This window comes from Actinokineospora sp. UTMC 2448 (assembly GCF_024760565.1).
In the GTDB taxonomy this organism is placed as follows: domain Bacteria; phylum Actinomycetota; class Actinomycetes; order Mycobacteriales; family Pseudonocardiaceae; genus Actinokineospora; species Actinokineospora fastidiosa.
In genome coordinates this window covers 6,109,804-6,129,392 of the sequence record NZ_CP031087.1, presented here as the reverse complement: position 1 = coordinate 6,129,392, position 19,589 = coordinate 6,109,804, and the positions used below count along the sequence as shown (strand labels likewise).

Here is a 19,589-nt window from a genome sequence, read left to right as displayed (position 1 = left end):
CCTCCCTTGTTCCTGATCACGCCATCAGCGAGCCGTCGAGCCACACGGCCGCGGTCTCCAGCGCCCACAGCGCGTTGGTCGCGGTGACCAGCGCCGGGAGTGGCACGTCGGATGAGCGGCGGCCCCACGCCCGCATGCCGTCGCCGATGTCGCGGGTCTCCGCTCCGGCCAGGGCGTCGTACAGTTCCCGCTGCCCGCGCTGCCGGAGCGTGCGGTTCTTCACCGCGTCGTGGAACTGGCCGTAGGCCTGCGCGACCTCGCGGCCTGACATCGTGGTGACCGGCAGACCGGCCTGGCGCATCGGCTCGATCAGCGACCCGGCGGGCCCGCCCTCGTCGACGGCGAAGGTCACCGGATTCCACCTGTCGTGCAGCTCCACGGCCCGGCCGAGCATCCAGCCGACGCCGTCGCGCTGGTCGGTGATCTCGACGTGCCGAAGGCCGTCGTCGCGGCGGGCAGCCAGTCCGATGGCGCCGAGGTCGCGGTCCGGGCTGACGTCGAGGGAGAACGCCACCGGATCGAGAGGCGTCGACTGGACGTCGAGCACGGCGGACCAGGCCGCTTCGGTGATGACCTGCCACAGCTTGACGTCCTCGACCCGCGGCAACCACACGCCGAGCCGCTCGGGCGCGAACCCGTCCTTGAGCCGCGACAGCTCGTCCTCGCAGAACTGCTCGGTGATCCGGATGCCGAGCGCGGGGTTCGCCTGGTACCAGAGGTCCCGGTCCGCCATCCGGGTGAGGAGGTCCTTGTCGGCGAGGTCGAGTTCCAGGCCCCAGTCGAAGTAGGCGAGGCGCGCCTTGCCGCGCTCGCCGTCGGCCTTGACCCCGTAGATCCAGGCCCCCGGGTTCTCCGGCGGGGTGCCGGTGTACCAGACCTGCGGGTTCGGCCTGGTCGACATGGTCGAGAAGATCGCCTTGATCTGCGAGGCGGTGAGCTCCTGCGCCTCGTCGAGGATGATCACGTCGCCGCTGAAGCCTCGCCCGGATCGACCAGTGCGGGCGACGAACCGCAGGCGGGCGCCGCTCTTGAGCTCGATCCCCTTCTCGCCGTGTGCCTGCCAGTACCGCTTCACCCGGCGGTGGAAGGACGGGTTCTCCTCGATCAGCTGCTTGATCCGGAGGTATGCCTCGTCGGTCGTCTTGACCTCGTGAGCCGACCACAGGATCAACTTCTCGCCGAAGAGGAACAGGCCCGCCAGGACGCGGGCCTCGAGGACGCCGCCCTTGCCGTTCTGCCGAGGGACGAAGCAGCACACCTCGAACGCCGACCACCGGTGGTCATCGGTCTCGCCCAGGGCGTCGGTCAGGACGGTCTTCTGCCAGGGGTCCAGGTGCAGGCCGGCCTTGGCGGCGAGATCGATCGCCTCGGGGCCGGATGAGCTGAGGTAGGCCGGGACCGACCTAACCCGCGGGAGCTGCGAGCCGACGCGCGCGCCGCGCAGCAACTTCGTCCACCTCGTCCCCGTCGTCCTCGCTCGCCGGAGTCCCGATCCGGCGGAGCTCGTGGAGCAGCTTCGCGAGCGCGAGCGCGTGCAGCCGGGCCTCGGTGACGACCCGGTCCACCACGACCCGCACGTGGGTGACCGCGCCGGTGTCGTCGTCGACGACGTCGAGCTCCAGGAACGCGCCCTGGCTCATCTGCTCGTCGAACCTGTCGAGGCGGTCGACCAGGCGGCATGCCTCCTCGGCGACCATCGCGTCCGCGGTCGACAGCCGCGCGCCATCCGGGTGCAGCGCCTCCCACAGCCGAAGGCCACGCGGTCCGAGGAGCACGGTCGGCTCCGGTGCTGCCACGTCCGCCGCACCTCCCTCCGCCTCGACAGTGTCCACACTGGATGATCAGGTCCGCCGCCCCCGGGGGTCGAGTCCACTGTCGACGGTGAGAGCGGTCATGCAGCGCTCTGACCTGCGGAAACGCGGGCCGTGTGCCCCGAATTTTCGCGGGGGGAGATACAGGCTCGGACCAGTGAGGTGAGCGGCCCAACGGTCGTGATTCGGAGGCCCCTACCCCCTGTCCCTACCCACGGTGACCGTCGCGCTCAGTGATCGCGGTGGCGTCCCCGGCCGCTCACCAGGCCCGGCTGGCACGGTGGTCGCCGGACCACGGCCGGTACCGGGCGTACCAGGAGTCGATCTGCTCGACCGTCCCCGCGGGTCTGTGGTCGGCCTCCGCCCGGCAAACGCAGACGTCACGACCCGGGCTGATCACCCAGGTCTCGCAGGCCCGGATGGTCCGGGCGGCGATGGCGCGCTGCTGCGCTCCGGGCAGGCTGCGGATGACGTACGCCGTGCCCGGCGCTGTGCCCGGGAGCCGAGCGAGGATGCGGCGGACCTCCTGCTCCGCCTGCCAGCGATAGGGCTCGGGGTGCAGCCAGCGGGCAGGCGACCCGAGGTCCCGGGCGATCTGGTCGAAGTCGACGACGACGTCGTCCGGGTCCCGCGCGAGCTCGCTGGCCCGAGTGGTCTTGCCCGCGCACGGTGGCCCGCAGAGCAGGACGACCCGAGCGGGCAGCGTCTCCTGATGCACCGGCGCATCACGCCTGCGAGATCCGCAGTTCGCCGCACGACCAGCACTGCTCGCGCGGTTCGTACCCGTCCGGGACGGCAATGGCGCGCCACAGGTGATGGCCGTGGATCAGGCGACAGCCGAGCCGCTTGAAGGCGACGCCGAGCCGGGCGCGGGGCGGGTAGGTCCAGCGGCTGTGCCACTCGCTGAACGACCAGTAGCGACCTCGTGGGCCGTGGTCGCGCTTGCCGCGGCAGGTGGTGTTGTGGAAGCCGAACGTGCGGCAGGCGATGCGCCCGGCGGCGACGATCGGAAACTCGCGCGGGGCGAGGCACGCGTACAGTGCCCACCACATCCAGTCCCTCGGCTGCTGCGAGGGCCAGGTCGCGCGGCGCTGGCGCCAGCCAGTTCCGGTGGCCATCACGCCTCCTTCACTCCGGGCCTGCTCAGTCCCCGTCACCAATCGCGCGAGGTGGTGCCCTCCGGTGGCAGGCGGCCCATGCGCTTGAGTGCTCCGGCCCGTCGATTGCAGGAGCGGTGGCTGAAGCCGCGGTAGCCGGGGCGGTCGTCCCAGTGGTCCAGCTCGATCGGCTCGCCGTCCCGGTCCATCACCTGGCGGCAGCGGCTGCAGGGCTGCCCGTAGGCGGCGTCGCGGTGCGCGGCCCGGTACTGCTGGTGGTCCCACCCGTAGGGGTCAGAGTCAGAGGCCATGGGGGATCCGGGAGGAGGTGGCCGGGCCCTGCTCGAACAAGGCCCGACCGGGGGCATCCACGCGATGGATTGCCGAGGGTGCTCGGCGGGGGTGAGGAACCCTATGCACCGAGCGTGACCAAAGTAGCTGTTCGCTCGTTCCGTTGTCCAGAAGCGCCGCAGTCGACGTCGCAGTGTCGCCGGGCGACTACGGCAGGTCCACGGTCTGCTGAACGGCGCCCGAGTGTGGGTCGAGTATGGGTTGGCCGTTCGGCGCGGATGCCATGGTGTTGCCCATGACGACGCGCAACGTGGTGAAGGCGGAGCTGAGTCGGGAGGTCTTGGACGCTGATTACCTGGCGGAGAAGGCGCTCGAGCAGCCGGACCTGCCGCCGGAGGAGTTGACTCCGGCGCTCTGGACGGTGACGTGGGGGTGGAGCGCAGACGCCCAGTACGAGGAGTACGGCAAGGACTACCAGCTCCCAGCCCTCGTGGGGCTGGTTGTGGCGGAAGCGGCGCTTTCGCGAGGTTCAGTCTCCTGGACGCTCGCCGGTACCCCGCCCGAGGGGAGCTCGGTGGCTGAGGCTGTCGCCGCCTTGGGAGTCACGCTGTACGGGGAGTGGCCATCCCACTGGCTATAGGGAAGGCGATTAGGAGGTCCGGGCGACCCCTCGACTGGTCGCCCGGACCCGGCTCTGGGGCATAGCGGTCGAGGGTCCTGCCCCATCGGTAGAACGAGCTCGCGCAGGATGCTCAGCTCCGCCTAGCTCTCCCCAGCTCGACGGATCCCGCGCGAGCAGGCTAAGTGTAGGGCTCCGCGGCCCCCGATCTCAGCTCCGCCTGTCGTGGGTGGACCGCAGCTTCCGCATCGCTCGGTGGGACGCAACGCGGACATATACCGCTGACTTGTCGAGCTGCTGTGCGATTTCCACCAGCGCTAGTCCGCGGCTGCGGAGCGCGATGACCTGACGCTCTGCCGGTGAGAGTTTCGCGTGCTCGATGAGCGCGGCAAGGTGCCGACGGTTCTCGTGGCCTAGTGCGGCATCCTCGGGAGTCGGATTAGTCGCATCGGGGCGATCCGGGAGATCGGCTGGGGAGGTACTGATTTCCCGGGATCTTCGGGCGTCGCGATAGATATCGATGATCTTGTTCGAGGCGATGGCGTACACGTACTTGCGGAACATCTCATCACTGCCAGTGAACCGTGGTAGCGCGGCGATCGCGTCGATGAGGACGTCTTGAACGAGGTCGTCGATCTCGACGTAGCGGAGGCGGGTCTGGCAGTAGGCACGAATAGCGGGTGCCAACAGGTTGACCATCGCGGTTAGTGCCTGCGAGTCGCCAAGGCGGGCACCAGCGACGGCGCCGAGAAAGCTGTCTGTTGTGAGGGCCGCGTAGACGGCTGGGAGGTTGTGTGGTGCCTGTCTGGCCATGGCGGGCCTCTCCCTGCTGGGTGCCGAGTGCCGCCTGCGGACGGTGACCCGGCAGTCGGTTCAGCGGAGTGATCCCTTCCGCTGGATGGCGGTGTTGATCGCGTCGATGGCGTCGGGGTTGAGCCGGTAGCGGCGCTGCCTCGGAAGGCCGCTGGCGGGCTGATCCCAGCGGTTCGAGATCCAGCCGAGTGCGCTCAGCCGGGCCAGGGCGGGGTGGTGGGTGCCGGTCGGGATGCTGGCGGCGTCGCAGATCTCGAGGCCCTTGAACTCGCGGTGAGGCTCGCGAAGGAGGGCGCGAAGGATCTCCGTGGAACCACTCGGCAGGCGGTTGTTGCGCAGCATCTGGCTTGATCCTTTCGAGTTCTTCTCGGCTACAAAAGTGTGCTTTTGTAGCCGAGTGGTTGCATTGACAATCGGGACTTGAGTGAGGTTCGGTCAGCTATTCCCGTTGGCGCTCAACAGGTCTAGCTGGCGGGCTCCTCGTGCTCGGGCAGTGGGTAGCCTGCGAGCCGCAGCACGTCGTCGACGCGGTAGCGCACGGCGCGCCTGGCGTCGCGCGGGTCGGGCGGGTACTGGGTGAGGCCGCGTTCGCGTACCCATCGGCGGATGGTGGACGAGGCCACGTCGCCGCCGATCAGCGAGGGCATGGCCCGGCTGATCTCCGCGGCGGTGGCCAGTAGGCCCCGTAGCCGCTCGCGCAGCTGCTCGCGCCGCTCCTCGATGTCGTGCTCGGTGTGGCAGGCCTGGCACAGCACGGTGGCGCGGTCGGGGCGGCCATACAGGTCGTACTCGCACCGCACGACCCGGTCCTGCTGGATGCGGAGGGCGCCACACGGGCCGAGGAACAGGCGTTCCAGCGCGCGGTCGACCATGTGGGCGACGCGGCGGTGCAGGTCGACGATGTCCTGCGCCGCTTCCGCGGCCGCGGGCAGCATCGCCAGGGTGCGCCCTCGGCGGGCCAGCCACCGGGCGACGCCCGACGTGCTGGTGTCCGCCAGGGTCGAGGCGATCGCCGGGTGGTCGTCGAGCAGCACGCGCACCCAGCCGGTGAGCACCGTCCGGGCGTGCTGGGCCAGGTCCGAGGCCTCCTCGTGCCACGGCAGCCGGCTCTCGTCGTCGCCCAGGCGGTCGATGCCGACGGGCACCCGCGTGCGCTGGACGACGACGTCCTCCAGGTCCGCCAGGAGTCCCGGGTGTCGCTCGACGATGACGTCCACGGCCACGCCCTGGCGGTAGACCTCGGCGACTACGGGGCAGGGACCGCAGGCGCGGTGCCGGAGCGGGCGGCGGCGGGCGCGGGTGCGCCGCACTGGCCCGTCCGCGAGCCGGGCCAGGGCGACGATCATCTGCCGGACGCAGCCGCGGCACAGCACGGCGACCGCGGGCCGCTGGCAGGCGGCGCAGGAGCTCATGGTCCTGCCCCGCGGGTCATCGGAGCGTCCAGGCGCGGGCGCGGGCCAGCCAGCCCGGTCGCGGCATCGGGTCGTCGACGAGGAGCGGCGGCGCCTCGTCGGCGGTGGGCGGCGGTGTGGTCACGGTCTCCAGCATGACGGTTGTACTGGGTGCGTGGGGGCACACCGGCCCGGCGGGGCACGCGTCCGGCACGGTGTTCCGGCACAGGTGCTTGTCGACGATCGCGAGGGCGAGGTCAGCGGCCTGGTAGCGGAGGTCGAACGCGAGGAGGTTGGGTGCGGCGTAGGCGAGGAGGAGGCGGGCGATCTCGTTCGCCACAGCGGTGCGGTCCTTGGCGGCGGGGGTCGTCCCTAGCCGCGTGAGCAGGCGTGGACCGGCAGCCGTGGTGGTGTCGTTGGTGGTCATCGGGGGTTCCCTTCGCGGGGCGGGGCGGGTGGGCACGGTGTCCACGTCGCGAGTTCGTCAGGGGTGAGGAGGCCGATCGTGAGGATGCCGTGGGGGCTCGCCGATACCTCGATCCACGCGCCGATGCGGTCCATTCCCGACCAGCGCAGGCGCGGCAGGTACACCCCGGCCCGGGTGCCGTCGGGGCTGATGCGGACGCGTATGGGGCTCATCCGTCGACCGGTTCCCAGTAGCGGAGGTTCGCGATCACGTACGTCCTGACGACCACGTCCGGGCCGTAGCTGCGGGTGCTGAGCGCGACCAGCCGGGTCTGGTCGACGAGGGTGGTCAGGCGGTCGGCGGTCTCCGGGGTGAGTTCCTCGGTGCCGTCGGTGAACACGATTCGCCATCGCGTGGGCATGAGCGCTCCTTAGATCGTTCCCCAGCGGCCGAAGTCCGGTAGTACGGGCTGGCCGTCGGCGCGCCCCCAGAGGTGCAGGACCCGGTCGTGGATGTTGATGTGGGCGTCCCGGGGCGGGAACACCTGGTAGGAGAAGCCGTGTTCACCGAAGGCGGCGCGGTGGAGCAGCTGCAGGTCGGCGTAGCTGGGCACGCTGGCGGCGCGGGCCATACTCGCGTGGATCCACATGACACCGTCGTCCCACGGTGCGGCGGAGACGATGACCATGCCGTTGCCGTCGATGGCGCGCAGGCGCCAGCCGTCCTCGCCGTAGGGCTGGGGAACTGACCAGTCCTGGCGGCCGAGGATGTGACGCAGCCGCAGGCCGTTGACTGTGGTCGGTCGGCGGGTCATCGGCTCTCCAGGCTGTACGTTGCCGAACTCGGGCACGGTCCTACGAGCGCGCATCTGGGTCTCCTTCGGACTCCTGGTCCTCGCGGTATGCGCGAATCGCGGCCACGGCGCTGCCCGCGACCTCCTGCGTGGCTCCCTGGGAACGCATCCAACGGGCCATCGCGGCATCGTGCACGGCCGCCTCGGCGGCCTCGAGCAGCGCCAGGGCGTGCTCTCGGGTCTGCTGCGGGGTCAGCTGGCCAGCGGTCTTGCGCGATCCGTCGGCGAAGTTGACCATCAGGTTGACGAACGGCTCGCCGGTGAACGCGCTGACGCCGCTGGCCATGCTCAGCGAGACGATGTCGGGGCAGCGCGAACTCCTGGTCCTCGCGGTATGCGCGGCGTCGGTCATGGGCTTGCGGCTAGCGCCAGGAGTCTCGTCTGGTCGGGGGTTCTCGGCGTGGGCCATGGGCAGTCAGCCTCCAGGGGTGTCGTGTCCGCGGCCGCGGACGGCGCGCTTGCGGGCGTCGTGGAAGTCGGTGAGGAGGGTGCGTCCGCTGCCTCGGGCGACGCAGCGGACGCCAGCGGGGGCGCCGCATCCGCCGTCGGATTTCGGACAGGGCCGTCGGAGGGGGTTGTCGTCGGTGGGGAAGTCCTCCCAGAGGCCTGGCCGTCGCGGCTTGCGCTCGCGTCGGACGAAGCGGGCTGGCCATCGCCGTCGTCGGGACACGGGCTCCTCCTCCTGCGGGCGATCGCGTCGAGTGCGGCTTGGGCGGCTGAGCGTCCGCGGCGGTAGCGCGTTGCGGCGTCCGGGTCGTGGTGGCACAGGGCTCGTCCGGCGGGCAGCACGTAGCCGCGGTCGTCGCAGAGGACGCAGGCCTGGATGGCGGCCTGGCGCTCGAAGGCGGCGCGCCGCGCGGCGGCGAGCGCGTCGACCTGGCGCTCGGTGTTCCGGTAGACGGCGGGCGGATGGGGTTGGGGTCGGTTCGTTGCGCGCGCGGTCTGTGGTTGTGCTGGTACCGGACCAAACCCTTGGTCATCTCTTGTTGGTCTGGATGGTGGGTGGTCACCTGGGTGACCCGAGTTCAGCCGCAGATGACCTGAGTTGCGGTCCGGTTGGCCTCCAGATGACCTGAGTTCGGCTGTCCCGCCATCGGAACTCAGGTCATCCTGGACGACCTGAGTTCGGGGCTTGTCCACAGAGGATCCTGGCCGATCTCCGGTCATCTGAGTGACCGGAGTTGGGGGGGTGGGATTGCCCGGGTCGCGGACGTCGAAGCGGTCGTAGAGGTCGGCGGGGAGGGTGAGACGGAACTCGCTGGCCCGCGCGCCCGACCCCTTGCCGCCGCCGTGGGCGACCTCCTGGAGCAGCCCGTAGCGCTCGCGCAGCGACCGGAAGACGCGCACCAGCTTGCTCTGCGACCACCCGGTGGCCGCCATGAGCTCGGGATGCCCGGGGCGGATCGACGTGCCGTCCCGGTTGCCGTAGGAGGGCAGGAGGAACGCTAGGCGCGCGTCCGGATCGCTCATGCCGCGGATGCGTCGGACGATCTTCTCCCACTGGAAGCGGTCTACGGGCACTAACTCCCGGTGTCGGTCGGAGTCCTGCTCGACCATGCTCAGCGCCCGGATGTCGGGGTGGCGGTCGCGGCCAACGCGTCGAGCGTCTCGGCGATGACGGTGCGCAGGCGGTCGCGCTGCGGTCGGGCCAGGCCACGTCCTGCCTCGAGCGCGGCGGCGGCCAGCCGCAGGCGGACGGCGTCGACGGGGTCCTGGTCACCAGGTCGGAGCGGGGCGAGGGCTATCGCGGGGCGACGGGTGATCTCTCGCATGGCGGTCCTCCTGGCGGACGGGTGGGGTCGGTGGCTGTTCAGGGGGTTGCGGGTGGCGCGGGCGTCTGCAGCGCGGTGCGGATCTCGCGCAGGGTCAGGGCCCACGCGTGATCGGCGCCCTGGTGCTCGGCGAGATCGGCGGCGGCGCGGCGGTCGAGGCGGTGACGGCCGCGCATGGGTCTTCCGCGGCGGTCGCGGCGGTGACGTCCAGGCATAGGGGCGTGCTCCTCGCGGGATAGGGGCGGGCGCGGACCTGGGCTTGGGGAGCAGGTCCGCGCCCGCGGTTCAGGAGGTGGCGGGGTGATCGCGCAGCCAGGCGGCGGCGCGCTGCGACGCGCGCATGCGGCGCACCGAGCCGGTCGGGGCGTGGGTAATGGCGTGCCGCAGGTAGTCCGGCAGACGAGCCCAGGACGCCTGGCACGAGGTGAAGCCGGGTGACACAGTCGAGCCGCACCCGCAGGGGCAGTCCCGGCGGGACCGAGTCCCGGCGCTACCTCCGGTCATGGACCAGCCCGTTGTCCGGCGTGGGGTCCTGCGGCGCCTGCTCGCCGGTCTCGGCCTGCTCGGTCGAGGCCTGCGGGGCGCTGTCCTCGGGTGCGCTGGCGCTGTCGTCGGCCTGGGCGGTGGGCATCGGGTTAGGCAGGGCGAGGGTCCACGACTCCGGGTCGCCGTGCCATGCGCGCGTCCAGTCGGCGATCCAGGCCGGGCTGTGGGCCTCGTCCTCCGAGCGCGAGCCGAGGTTGCGGCTCTCGGCGTAGCGGCAGGCGTCCTCGAACCGCTCGACGTCGCCGTCGGACAGGCGGCCGAGGGCGTAGTGCATGTGCTGCTCGGTGAACCGGGCCAGGTTGGTCCACTGGGAGGCCATCAGCTGCAGCTGTTCGAGGCCACGTTCCGGATGCACGGCGCCGCTGCTGATCTGGTTCGGGTCGACGCCCAGAGCGCGGCCGACGAAGCCCTGTAGTGCCGTCAGCGAGGCGCTGGCAGTCTCGGCGGCGAGGCGGTGCTTGTCGGCCTCCGCCCCCTTGGAGCGCAGCGCGGTGCCGTACGTACGCAGGTCGTCGAGCAGGTGGCGCACCCGGGTGACGACCTCGTCGCGTTTCGTGCCCTCCGGCAGCCCCAATGCCTCCTGCAGGTCGTACCAATCGGCCTGCGCGTTGACGGCGTCGATCACCTCGCGGAGGGTCGTGCCAGCGGCGGCCGCGCTGTCGTGGGTGGCTTCGCTGAGGCGCTGCAGGAGCTGGTCGCGGTTCTGGCGGTCCATGCGCAGGACGGCCAGCAGCTGTTCGCGGTCGAGGGGGTCGCCTGCGATGCCGACCGCCTCGCGGACCTCGGAGATGAGCACGGTGTCGTCGTCGCGGTTGTCGGCGTGGTTGTCGGCGAAGGCGAGCATGGCGCGCCCGATGGCGGTGCCGACACCGGCCCAGTCTTCTTGGGTCATGGTCATGATGTAGGTGGTCTCCGATCATCGGATGGTGGTGGGTTAGGGGTGGTGACCGCGCGGCGGGGAAGGGCCGCGCGGTCACCACAGCTGTGGGTCGCCCGTCGGGTTGTGGCGGGCGGGGTTGTGCGTGGACAGCCCGTTGTCCGGCGTCCGGTAGAACAAGGTCTGCGGCCGGTCCGGGCGCGGAGCGCTGACGGTGATCTCGTCGGTCACCAGGACGCCGCCGCCCTGGCTCGGCACCTGGTGCTTGGCGGCCGGGCGGACGTACAGCCGGAGGGTGAGGTGCCCCTGGCGTGCGGTTTGATGGACTGCGGCCACCAGGTCGCGTAGCTCGATCGCCAGCTCGCGCACCGTGCGGCCACCAGCCAGCTGGCGGAGCACCCGCAGCAGCTCCTCCTCGGCGGCCTGGTCCGCCTCGCCCGACCGCCCGCTCACGACTGGCGGCCCAGCTCGAACGGCCAGTCGCCACGCTGGCGAGACCGCTCGATCGCCTGGTGCAGGCGCGTGTACGACCTCGCGGACATCCGGCGGCTCCAGGTGCGCACCATCAGGCCGACCGCCAGCGGGATCACCAGCGACGCCAGCAGGGCGAGCGCGGTCATCGTTCCTCCGTCGCCAGGTGGGCGTCCCGGCGCACCAGCGTCGCCAGGCACGTCGCCAGCCCCAGCACGGCGACCGGCACACAGGCCACCAGCACGGTCACCAGCGTCGGCGCGGTGGTGACGCCAGCCGCGCGCATGAGGTGGCTGGCGACCTGCGCCCCGGCGCCGACGACCAGGCTGATCACGGCCGACACCGCCGCGAACATGCGGGTACGGCCGGACAGGCTGGCGCTGGACAGCCACGTGCGCAGGGCGTAGCCCCCGTACGCCTCGATCCCGAGCGGCAGCACGATCGCGCTGTTGATCGTGAGGTCGTCCCACAGGCCGGGGAGCGGGTGGACCTTGCCGAAGCCGGTCATCGCGCCGAGGTCCACCCACCCGCCCCAGACCGCCACCGCAGCCGCCGCGCCGATCACCACCAGCGGCCACGGCCGGTTCCGCGAGCTGGCGGCCGCAGGCGGCTCGCTGGTGGCGACGACGGGCGCGGCCGCCACCAACGGCGCGGCGGGCGGCGGGCTGGCGGGCTCGCTGGTGGCGACGACGGGCGCGGCCGCCACCAACGGCGCGGCGGGCGGCGGGCTGGCGGGCTCGCTGGTGGCCAGTTCCTCCAGCGCCCGCTTCACCTGGTGGTCCGTCACGCCCAACTTCTTCACCAACGTCGGACGGCCGGGTCGGCGGCGCCCCTCCGCGTCGGCGGCCCGCAGTTCGGTGCGCACCAGTTCCAGGACTGGTCTGGTGGGCCCGGCCGCAGGGGACGCTCCCGCGGCCGGGGGCTCGGTGGTCTCTCGGTCGAGGACCAGGGTTGGGGTGGACATCAAGCTCCTCCCAGGGCGATACGGACGGCGTCGCTGGTCAGCAGCGGCGTCACGACAGATGCGATAAGCAGCCAGGCGACGAGCAGGGCTCGCTCGCCGAGCGGGGCCCGGCGGTTCTGCGGGCCGGGAGGGGTGGGGGCGGCCGGGTCGCCGGGCTGGTGAACCTGGTCGCCAGCCCGGGTCCCGGAGAGCTCCAGCGCCAGCCAGCACGACCCGCCGGTGGCCACCAGCAGCAGACCGACGACCAGCACCAGGTGGCCAGCGCGATAGCCGTGCGTCTCGGTGGTGACCTGGGCGGCGTGGGCGACCGCCACGGTGGCGGCGGCCGCCGCCAGGAACACCAGCGCCGCGCGTCCGGTCACCGCGCACCCCCAGAGGCGCGGGCCCGGTGCACGAGGCTGGCGACCACCGCCGTGGCCGCGGCCGACGGCTGGTCGGCCAACCAGACGAGCAGCCGACGCTCGTAGGCGGACAGCGGCAGCCCGCCGAGTGCGGCGTAGAGCACGTCGAGCCGGTAGGCGCGTAGCCTGCGGGCGACGTCCCCGGGCGGCTGGCCCGGCTGCGGCTGCTCCTCGATGTCGAGCAGGTCGAACGGCGGGCATGCGGACTGCGGCGCGTCGAGGATGGGGGTGAACCAGCGGTGGTCGGGTCGGCCGGTGCCCGCGGGCACGACCTCGGCCGACCACCAGCTGGCGCCGACCACCGTGGCGGCGACGTGCGCCCCGGTCGGCGGCAGACCGTCGCGGTGGATCTCGTCGCCGGGCCCCAGGGTGGCGGTGACCGCGAGGTCGGCGACGAGGTCGGCGGCGGCCTGGTCCGGCGTCGTGCCGTCGGCCAGCGCGAGGACGACGTCGACGGCCGCGCGCAGCGTGGTCGTGGTCGGCTGGCTCACCGGTTGCCACCAAGCTCGCGGCTTAGGTCGTCTTGGGCGCGCTCGAGCGCCTTGTCCCAGTTTGCGTTTTGCTCGATGACGCCATTACCAGGGCTGAGGTCGCAGCCCCTGAACCAGACCATCGACCGGGCGTGGTCGGCGGCCATCCTCTCGACTGACTCGGCGGGGAACGTGGCGTGGAGCGTCGCGTAGATGACGTAGATCGAGGCCAGGGCCTGGACCTGAGCCGCTTTCGCGGCGTACTGCTCCTCGCCAGTCGCACGCAGCTGCTCGCGGGCCGCGAACTCGGCCGTGATGGCGTCGCGGAGCCGGTCGTACAGGGACGACTGCAGCCGGGTGTACCGCGGCTGCGCCGTGGCCGTGCGCGGCCTCCGCTTTGCGGTCGTCACTGCATGCCGCCGATCTCGCCGTTGATCGCGACCGTCAGACCCAGCACGTGCCAGCCCATCCTGCGGGCGATGGCCTGCAGCACGAGGGCCGCGTTGACGCGGCCCAGGCCCGCGGTCAGCTCGGCCAGGGTCCAGCGCTGGCCGAAGGGCAGGCTGTGCCCTGCGAGCTCGCAGGCGATGCCGAGGACCTGGAGGGCGGAGTTGGACGAGCCGAGCACGGTGCCGCGGGCGAGCGCATGGGCGACGTTGGCCCAGTCGATCGAGGCCAGGCCGCTGTCCGGGTGGTAGGTCACGAAGGCGCGGAAGTCGGGGTGGTGCAGCCAGGTGCCGTGTTCGATCAGCAGGCCGACGGCGGCCTCCAGCGAGTTGACGCCCGCGGCCTGCGCGCGGAGTGCGCCAGCGAGCTGCTCGGGGGTGATGGGAGACTGAGTGGTGTCCACGAGGTTCCTTTCAGAGTTTCGTGGCGGGCGGGCCGGTCGGGGCATCGACGGCCCGCCGTCCTATGTGGACGTTCGGAGAACGCATCGCCAGGTGGACCGCCTGCGCAGGCGCTCCACCTCCTGGCGGAGGTCCGCGACGGTGCGCAGGTAGCGCGGTCGGAGCAGCAGGGCGGCGGCCGCGGCCGGGATGGCAAGGACGACCGCGCACGGCCAGGAGCCCCCGCGCGCGGTTCGCCGGTCCTTCCGCAGGCTGGTCAAGATGCGGCCGGGGTGCTGTCGGCCGCGTCGACGAACTGGCTGACGGGGCGGTCGAGGGCCTCGGCGATGTCGGCCAGGTCTGCGAGGGTCATCGGGACGACGCAGGTCATGCGACGCGCCATCCAGGACTGCGAGCGACCCAGCCGCCGAGCGAGCGCCAGGCCGCTGAGGCGCTGGCGGCCCAGCTCGGCACGGATCTCCGCGGCGGCGTAGCGGCTGAGGGTGTCGGACATGGCGAGTAAGGTAGTCGCTCAGCGACTAAGCTGCAAGACCTCTCGACTATCATCCCCGACCGAACGGCTGAACCTCTCCCCGACCGGTTGAGTCGCTGGGAGACTAAGACCTACGCTCAGCGCATGACATCGGTACTTCCCCTGCCGGACCGGCCGCCAGCCGACTCGCTCAGCGCCCAGGTCGCCGAAGAGGTACGCGCGCTGCTCGCCCGCCGCCGGACCACGGCGAACAAGGTGCGGCAGCAGCTGGGCTGGACGCAGTCCTACATCAGCCGTCGCATGAACGGCACGACCCCGTTCGACGTCGAGGACCTGGCGCAGCTCGCTGCCCTATTCCAGGTGCCCGTGACGGATTTCTTCCCGGCGTCGAAGAGGCCGCCGCTAGCAAAAGTGACCGACGTTAATCGGGATTAGCGTCACAGCCCGGATCCCGCTGGTTTCCGTAGCATTGCGGGGCATGACATCCGATGGCCTCGTCCTCGCCGGTGAGCATCCGGCGGCGACCCGGGAGCAGTGGCGGGAGCTGGTCGCGGGCGTGCTGCGCAAGTCCGGCGCGGTCCCCGACGACCAGGCGGTCGAGGCGCTGCTCGCGAGCCGGACCTATGACGGCATCGAGATCGCGCCGCTCTACACCGCCGACGACGCCGCGCCCGGCGCCGGGCTGCCCGGGCTGCCGCCCTATACCCGCGGAGCCCGGCCCGACGGGCACGTCCGCGGCGGATGGGACGTGCGCCAGCGGCACGCCGACCCCGCGACGACCGGCGCCGCCGTGCTGGCCGACCTGGAGAACGGCGTCACCTCGCTGTGGCTGGTCGCGGGCGCGTCCGGCATCCCGGTGGGCCGCATCGCCGACGTCCTCGCCGACGTCCACCTCGACCTCGCCCCGGTCACCCTCGACGCGGGCGCGGAGTTCGCCGACGCCGCCGCCGAACTGCTGCGCGTGCACGCCGAGAAGGGCGTCCCCGCCGCCGAGACCCGAGGCAGCCTGGGCGCGGACCCGATCGGCCACCAGGCGCGCACCGCGGCGGACCCCGACCTCGCCGCCGTCGCCGCGCTGGCCGCCGACGCCGCCGAGTACCCCAACCTGCGCGTGATCACCGTGGACGGCCTGCCGTACCACGACGCAGGCGGGTCCGACGCCCAGGAGCTGGGCGCCGCCGTCGCCGCGGGTGTCGCCTACCTGCGCGTGCTCACCGACGCCGGGCTGGACGCCGCGCACGCCGCGCGGCTGCTGGAGTTCCGCTTCGCCGCCACGGCCGACCAGTTCCTCACCATCGCCAAGCTGCGCGCCGCGCGCAGGCTGTGGGCGCGCGTGGCCGAGGTCAGCGGGTTCGCCGTGCCGCAGCGCCAGCACGCCGTCACCGCCACGGCCATGCTCAGCCGCCGCGACCCGTGGGTGAACATGCTGCGCGCGACCCTGGGCTGCTTCGGCGCCGGGGTCGGCGGCGCGGACGCGGTCACCGTGCTGCCCTTCGACGCCGCCATCGGCCTGCCCGACGCCTTCGCCAGGCGCATCGCCCGCAACACCCAGTCGGTGCTGCTGGAGGAGTCGCGGCTGGCCGGGGTGATCGACCCGGCGGGCGGCTCCTGGTACGTCGAGCGCCTCACCGACGACCTCGCGCGCGCCGCGTGGGCGTGGTTCACCGAGATCGAGCGCGCGGGCGGCATCGTGTCCGCGCTGCGCTCCGGGCTGGTCGCCGACCGGCTCGCCGCCACCTGGGCCGCGCGGCAGGACAACCTCGCCCACCGCAGGGACGCGCTGACCGGCGTCAGCGAGTTCCCGAACCTGGCCGAGAAGCCGGTCGAGCGCGCCCCCGCGCCCGCCGCGCCGAGCGGCGGGCTGCCCGTGCACCGCTACGCCGAGGACTTCGAGGACCTGCGCGACCGCGCCGACCGCGCGCTGGCCGCGACGGGCGCGCGCCCGAGGGTCTTCCTCGCCACCCTCGGCCCGGTCGCCGCGCACACCGCGCGCGCCACCTTCGCGGCCAACCTGTTCCAGGCGGGCGGCATCGAGACCCCGGACGCCGGGGCCGCCGACGCCGCGACCGCCGCCGAGCGGTTCGCCGCCAGCGGCGCGCGGATCGCCTGCCTGTGCGCGTCCGACAGGATCTACGCCGAGCACGCCGCCGACGCGATCGCCGCGTTGCGCGCGGCGGGGGCGAGCACGGTCCTGCTCGCGGGCAAACCGTCGGACGAGTACGAAGTGGACGGTTTCGTGTTCACGGGCTGCGACGCGCTCGGCGTCCTCCGGCGGATCCACGACGACCTGGGAGTGTCGGCATGACGAGCATCCCCGACTTCGGCGCCGTCGAGCTCGGCGAGCCCGGCCCGGTCGACCCGGCAGCGTGGGCGGCCGCGCTGCAGGAGGCCACCGGCAAGGGCGCGGACGCGCTGGCCTGGGAGACCCCCGAGGGCATCCCGGTCAAGCCCGTCTACACCGCGGAGGACCTCGCTGGCCTGGACTTCCTGGACACCTACCCGGGCATCGCGCCGTTCCTGCGCGGCCCGTACCCGACGATGTACGTCAACCAGCCGTGGACCATCCGGCAGTACGCCGGGTTCTCCACCGCCGAGGAGTCCAACGCCTTCTACCGCCGCAACCTCGCCGCGGGCCAGAAGGGCCTGTCGGTCGCCTTCGACCTGGCGACCCACCGCGGCTACGACTCCGACCACCCGAGGGTGGCCGGTGACGTCGGCATGGCGGGCGTGGCCATCGACTCCATCTACGACATGCGCACCCTCTTCGACGGCATCCCGCTCGACCGGATGAGCGTGTCGATGACCATGAACGGCGCCGTGCTGCCGGTGCTGGCGCTCTACGTCGTGGCGGCCGAGGAGCAGGGGGTGGCGCCCGAGCAGCTGGCCGGGACCATCCAGAACGACATCCTCAAGGAGTTCATGGTCCGCAACACCTACATCTACCCGCCGCGGCCGTCGATGCGGATCATCTCCGACATCTTCGCCTACACCTCGCAGCACATGCCCAAGTACAACTCCATCTCGATCTCCGGCTACCACATGCAGGAGGCCGGGGCGACCGCCGACCTGGAGCTGGCCTACACGCTGGCCGACGGCGTGGAGTACATCCGGGCAGGCCGCGGCGCGGGGCTGGACGTGGACCGGTTCGCGCCCCGGCTGTCGTTCTTCTGGGCGATCGGGATGAACTTCTTCATGGAGGTCGCCAAGATGCGCGCGGCCCGCCTGCTGTGGGCCAAGCTGGTCAAGGGCTTCGAGCCGAAGTCGGCGAAGTCGCTGTCGCTGCGCACGCACTGCCAGACCTCCGGCTGGTCGCTGACCGCGCAGGACGTCTACAACAACGTCATCAGGACGTGCGTGGAGGCGATGGCCGCCACCCAGGGCCACACGCAGTCCCTGCACACCAACGCCCTCGACGAGGCGCTGGCGCTGCCCACGGACTTCTCCGCGCGCATCGCCCGCAACACCCAGCTGGTGCTGCAGCAGGAATCCGGCACCACGCGGGTGATCGACCCGTGGGGCGGCAGCGCGTTCGTCGAGCGGCTGACCGCCGACCTCGCTGCCAAGGCGTGGGCGCACATCACCGAGGTCGAGGCCGCGGGCGGCATGGCGCAGGCGATCGACGCGGGCATCCCCAAGCTGCGCATCGAGGAGGCCGCGGCCCGCACCCAGGCCCGGATCGACTCCGGGCGGCAGCCGGTCATCGGGGTCAACAAGTACCGGTTGGCCGAGGACGAGCAGATCGACGTGCTCAAGGTCGACAACGCCGGCGTGCGCGCGCAGCAGATCGCCAAGCTGGAGCGGCTGCGCGCGGAACGGGACCCCGCTGCCGTCGAGTCCGCCCTGCACGCGCTGACCAGGGCCGCGGACGGCGACGGCAACCTGCTGGAGCTCGCGATCGACGCCGCGCGCGCCAAGGCGACCGTCGGCGAGATCTCCGACGCGCTCGGCAAGGTGTGGGGGCGGCACTCCGCGCAGATCCGTACCATCTCCGGGGTGTACCGGGACGAGGTCGGCCGCTCCTCCACTGTGGACTCCGCGCGCGCCGTCGTGGACGCCTTCGCCGAGGCCGAGGGGCGCCGCCCGCGCATCCTGGTGGCCAAGATGGGCCAGGACGGCCACGACCGCGGCCAGAAGGTCATCGCCACCGCGTTCGCCGACCTCGGCTTCGACGTCGACGTGGGCCCGCTGTTCTCCACGCCCGCCGAGGTGGCGCGGCAGGCGGTCGAGGCCGACGTGCACATCGTCGGGGTCAACTCGCTGGCCGCCGGTCACCTCACGCTGGTGCCCGCGCTGCGGTCGGAGCTGGCGGAGCTGGGGCGCGACGACATCATGATCGTCGTCGGCGGCGTCATCCCGCCCCAGGACTACGACGACCTGCGCGCCGCGGGCGCCTCGGCGATCTTCCCGCCCGGCACCGTGATCGCCGACGCGGCCGCCGAGCTGCTGGAGAAGCTCGCCGAGCAGCACGGGCACTCGCTTGGCTAGGACGGTGGACGTCGGCGAGTACGCCGAGGGCGTGCTCGCTGGCGACCGCGGCCTGCTGTCGCGGGCGATCACCCTGGTCGAGTCCCGCAGGCCCGACCACAGGGCGCTGGCGCAGCGGCTGCTGGTGGAGCTCCTGCCGCACGCGGGCGGCGCGCACCGGGTCGGGATCACCGGCGTGCCCGGGGTGGGCAAGTCGACGTTCATCGACACCCTGGGCTCGAACCTGACGGCAGCGGGCCGCCGCGTCGCCGTGCTGGCGGTGGACCCGTCGTCGACCAGGACCGGCGGCTCGATCCTGGGCGACAAGACGCGGATGGCGCGGCTCGCGGTGGACCCGGCCGCGTTCATCCGCCCGTCGCCGACCTCCGGCACGCTCGGCGGCGTCGCCAAGGCGACCCGGGAGACCATCGTCCTGATGGAGGCGGCCGGGTACGACACCGTGCTGGTCGAGACGGTTGGCGTCGGGCAGTCGGAGACGACCGTGGCGAACATGGTCGACTGCTTCCTGTTCCTCACCCTCGCCCGCACCGGCGACCAGCTGCAGGGCATCAAGAAGGGCGTGCTGGAGCTGGCCGACGTCATCGCGGTGAACAAGGCCGACGGCGACCACAAGCGCGAGGCCCAGCGCGCGGCCCGCGAACTGGCCTCCGCCCTGCGCCTGATGCGCGACCCCGCCGCGTCGTGGCACGCCCCGGTGCTGACCTGCAGCGGGGCGGAGAACCTGGGCCTGGACACCCTCTGGGAGCAGGTCGAGCTCCACCACCGCACGCTGTCGGAGTCCGGCGAGCTGGCCGAGAAGCGCCGCCGCCAGCAGGTCGACTGGACCTGGGCGATGGTCAAGGACACCCTGCTGACCCGCCTGCGCGAGCACCCCGCCGTCCGCGCCGAGGCCCCCGACCTGGAGCGCCGCGTCCGCGCTGGCGAGCTGACCGCCACCCTGGCAGCCGAGCGGATCCTGGACCTGTTCGGCACGTGAGCGGCAGCAGATCATGCGGTCGGCCT

29 protein-coding genes are annotated in these 19,589 nt (G+C 72.2%); 5 read left to right on the top strand and 24 right to left on the bottom strand.

Annotated elements, in window-relative coordinates; translation table 11 throughout:
- Window positions 1–16 precede the first annotated feature (16 nt).
- The 5 genes from Actkin_RS28045 to Actkin_RS28025 all read right to left on the bottom strand — a co-directional run bounded on the left by Actkin_RS28045 (window position 17) and on the right by Actkin_RS28025 (window position 3,219).
- The gene (locus Actkin_RS28045) at window positions 17–1,447 is read right to left on the bottom strand and encodes a terminase large subunit domain-containing protein (protein WP_258904855.1); all 1,431 of its coding nucleotides are present in this window, start codon (window positions 1,445–1,447) and stop codon (window positions 17–19) included.
- Window positions 1,404–1,796: a hypothetical protein gene (locus Actkin_RS28040; protein WP_258904854.1), complete on the bottom strand. Its 393-nt coding sequence runs from the start codon at window positions 1,794–1,796 to the stop codon at window positions 1,404–1,406. Before Actkin_RS28040 ends, Actkin_RS28045 begins: the two co-directional genes overlap by 44 nt.
- A gap of 274 nt (window positions 1,797–2,070) precedes the next feature.
- Entirely contained in the window at window positions 2,071–2,529 is a 459-nt protein-coding gene (locus tag Actkin_RS28035) for an AAA family ATPase (RefSeq protein WP_258904853.1), read from the bottom strand.
- A 7-nt stretch (window positions 2,530–2,536) separates the two neighbouring features.
- The gene (locus Actkin_RS28030) at window positions 2,537–2,929 is read right to left on the bottom strand and encodes a hypothetical protein (RefSeq protein WP_258904852.1); all 393 of its coding nucleotides are present in this window, start codon (window positions 2,927–2,929) and stop codon (window positions 2,537–2,539) included.
- 35 nt (window positions 2,930–2,964) lie between these two features.
- Window positions 2,965–3,219 carry a hypothetical protein gene (locus Actkin_RS28025; protein ID WP_258904851.1) on the bottom strand — a complete coding sequence of 85 codons (255 nt, stop codon included), beginning with the start codon at window positions 3,217–3,219 and terminating at the stop codon, window positions 2,965–2,967.
- Window positions 3,220–3,494: 275 nt separating this feature from the next.
- Here Actkin_RS28025 and Actkin_RS28020 point away from each other — a divergent pair, with 275 nt between their 5' ends.
- The gene (locus Actkin_RS28020; RefSeq protein ID WP_258904850.1) at window positions 3,495–3,839 is read left to right on the top strand and encodes a hypothetical protein; all 345 of its coding nucleotides are present in this window, start codon (window positions 3,495–3,497) and stop codon (window positions 3,837–3,839) included.
- A gap of 189 nt (window positions 3,840–4,028) precedes the next feature.
- Here Actkin_RS28020 and Actkin_RS28015 read toward each other — a convergent pair whose 3' ends face one another.
- The 19 genes from Actkin_RS28015 to Actkin_RS27925 all read right to left on the bottom strand — a co-directional run bounded on the left by Actkin_RS28015 (window position 4,029) and on the right by Actkin_RS27925 (window position 14,123).
- A complete protein-coding gene (locus Actkin_RS28015) occupies window positions 4,029–4,631 on the bottom strand; it encodes an RNA polymerase sigma factor (protein ID WP_258904849.1) in 603 nt (200 codons plus the stop codon).
- A gap of 60 nt (window positions 4,632–4,691) precedes the next feature.
- Window positions 4,692–4,973 carry a helix-turn-helix domain-containing protein gene (locus tag Actkin_RS28010; RefSeq protein WP_258904848.1) on the bottom strand — a complete coding sequence of 94 codons (282 nt, stop codon included), beginning with the start codon at window positions 4,971–4,973 and terminating at the stop codon, window positions 4,692–4,694.
- A gap of 122 nt (window positions 4,974–5,095) precedes the next feature.
- Window positions 5,096–6,043: a hypothetical protein gene (locus Actkin_RS28005; protein WP_258904847.1), complete on the bottom strand. Its 948-nt coding sequence runs from the start codon at window positions 6,041–6,043 to the stop codon at window positions 5,096–5,098.
- 16 nt (window positions 6,044–6,059) lie between these two features.
- Window positions 6,060–6,449 carry a hypothetical protein gene (locus Actkin_RS28000; protein WP_258904846.1) on the bottom strand — a complete coding sequence of 130 codons (390 nt, stop codon included), beginning with the start codon at window positions 6,447–6,449 and terminating at the stop codon, window positions 6,060–6,062.
- Window positions 6,446–6,661, bottom strand: a complete 216-nt coding sequence (locus Actkin_RS27995) for a hypothetical protein (protein WP_258904845.1) — start codon at window positions 6,659–6,661, stop codon at window positions 6,446–6,448. The genes Actkin_RS28000 and Actkin_RS27995 overlap by 4 nt, the downstream gene beginning before the upstream one ends.
- A complete protein-coding gene (locus Actkin_RS27990) occupies window positions 6,658–6,849 on the bottom strand; it encodes a hypothetical protein (RefSeq protein ID WP_258904844.1) in 192 nt (63 codons plus the stop codon). The genes Actkin_RS27995 and Actkin_RS27990 overlap by 4 nt, the downstream gene beginning before the upstream one ends.
- A gap of 9 nt (window positions 6,850–6,858) precedes the next feature.
- A complete protein-coding gene (locus tag Actkin_RS27985; RefSeq protein WP_258904843.1) occupies window positions 6,859–7,242 on the bottom strand; it encodes a DUF7694 domain-containing protein in 384 nt (127 codons plus the stop codon).
- 40 nt (window positions 7,243–7,282) lie between these two features.
- Window positions 7,283–7,633, bottom strand: coding sequence for a PNPOx family protein (locus Actkin_RS27980; RefSeq protein ID WP_258904842.1), 351 nt, complete (start codon window positions 7,631–7,633; stop codon window positions 7,283–7,285).
- Window positions 7,634–8,840: 1,207 nt separating this feature from the next.
- On the bottom strand, window positions 8,841–9,053 hold the full coding sequence (locus Actkin_RS27975) for a hypothetical protein (RefSeq protein ID WP_258904841.1): 213 nt from the start codon (window positions 9,051–9,053) through the stop codon (window positions 8,841–8,843).
- Between the two features lie 38 nt (window positions 9,054–9,091).
- On the bottom strand, window positions 9,092–9,229 hold the full coding sequence (locus Actkin_RS27970) for a hypothetical protein (protein WP_258904840.1): 138 nt from the start codon (window positions 9,227–9,229) through the stop codon (window positions 9,092–9,094).
- Window positions 9,230–9,543: 314 nt separating this feature from the next.
- On the bottom strand, window positions 9,544–10,491 hold the full coding sequence (locus tag Actkin_RS27965) for a hypothetical protein (RefSeq protein WP_258904839.1): 948 nt from the start codon (window positions 10,489–10,491) through the stop codon (window positions 9,544–9,546).
- A gap of 81 nt (window positions 10,492–10,572) precedes the next feature.
- Window positions 10,573–10,929, bottom strand: coding sequence for a YfdP family phage-associated protein (locus tag Actkin_RS27960; protein ID WP_258904838.1), 357 nt, complete (start codon window positions 10,927–10,929; stop codon window positions 10,573–10,575).
- On the bottom strand, window positions 10,926–11,096 hold the full coding sequence (locus tag Actkin_RS27955; RefSeq protein ID WP_258904837.1) for a hypothetical protein: 171 nt from the start codon (window positions 11,094–11,096) through the stop codon (window positions 10,926–10,928). Before Actkin_RS27955 ends, Actkin_RS27960 begins: the two co-directional genes overlap by 4 nt.
- Window positions 11,093–11,911 (bottom strand): hypothetical protein, encoded by an 819-nt coding sequence (locus Actkin_RS27950; RefSeq protein WP_258904836.1) that lies wholly within the window; start codon window positions 11,909–11,911, stop codon window positions 11,093–11,095. Before Actkin_RS27950 ends, Actkin_RS27955 begins: the two co-directional genes overlap by 4 nt.
- On the bottom strand, window positions 11,911–12,273 hold the full coding sequence (locus Actkin_RS27945) for a hypothetical protein (RefSeq protein ID WP_258904835.1): 363 nt from the start codon (window positions 12,271–12,273) through the stop codon (window positions 11,911–11,913). Before Actkin_RS27945 ends, Actkin_RS27950 begins: the two co-directional genes overlap by 1 nt.
- A complete protein-coding gene (locus tag Actkin_RS27940; RefSeq protein WP_258904834.1) occupies window positions 12,270–12,803 on the bottom strand; it encodes a hypothetical protein in 534 nt (177 codons plus the stop codon). Before Actkin_RS27940 ends, Actkin_RS27945 begins: the two co-directional genes overlap by 4 nt.
- Window positions 12,800–13,192, bottom strand: coding sequence for a hypothetical protein (locus tag Actkin_RS27935; RefSeq protein ID WP_258904833.1), 393 nt, complete (start codon window positions 13,190–13,192; stop codon window positions 12,800–12,802). The genes Actkin_RS27940 and Actkin_RS27935 overlap by 4 nt, the downstream gene beginning before the upstream one ends.
- Window positions 13,189–13,632 carry a hypothetical protein gene (locus Actkin_RS27930; RefSeq protein ID WP_258904832.1) on the bottom strand — a complete coding sequence of 148 codons (444 nt, stop codon included), beginning with the start codon at window positions 13,630–13,632 and terminating at the stop codon, window positions 13,189–13,191. Before Actkin_RS27930 ends, Actkin_RS27935 begins: the two co-directional genes overlap by 4 nt.
- 254 nt (window positions 13,633–13,886) lie before the next feature.
- Window positions 13,887–14,123, bottom strand: a complete 237-nt coding sequence (locus Actkin_RS27925; protein WP_258904831.1) for a hypothetical protein — start codon at window positions 14,121–14,123, stop codon at window positions 13,887–13,889.
- 123 nt (window positions 14,124–14,246) lie between these two features.
- Between Actkin_RS27925 and Actkin_RS27920 the strand changes: the two genes are divergently transcribed.
- From Actkin_RS27920 to meaB, 4 genes are read left to right on the top strand one after another with little or no spacing between them, the layout of a single operon-like run.
- Window positions 14,247–14,537: a helix-turn-helix domain-containing protein gene (locus Actkin_RS27920; protein ID WP_258904830.1), complete on the top strand. Its 291-nt coding sequence runs from the start codon at window positions 14,247–14,249 to the stop codon at window positions 14,535–14,537.
- A 43-nt stretch (window positions 14,538–14,580) separates the two neighbouring features.
- Complete coding sequence (locus tag Actkin_RS27915; RefSeq protein ID WP_258904829.1) at window positions 14,581–16,407, top strand: methylmalonyl-CoA mutase subunit beta; 1,827 nt, start codon at window positions 14,581–14,583, stop codon at window positions 16,405–16,407.
- Window positions 16,404–18,587 (top strand): methylmalonyl-CoA mutase, encoded by a 2,184-nt coding sequence (gene scpA, locus Actkin_RS27910; protein ID WP_258904828.1) that lies wholly within the window; start codon window positions 16,404–16,406, stop codon window positions 18,585–18,587. Before Actkin_RS27915 ends, scpA begins: the two co-directional genes overlap by 4 nt.
- Window positions 18,580–19,563 carry a methylmalonyl Co-A mutase-associated GTPase MeaB gene (gene meaB / locus Actkin_RS27905; RefSeq protein WP_189209752.1) on the top strand — a complete coding sequence of 328 codons (984 nt, stop codon included), beginning with the start codon at window positions 18,580–18,582 and terminating at the stop codon, window positions 19,561–19,563. Before scpA ends, meaB begins: the two co-directional genes overlap by 8 nt.
- Window positions 19,564–19,589: the final 26 nt, after the last annotated feature.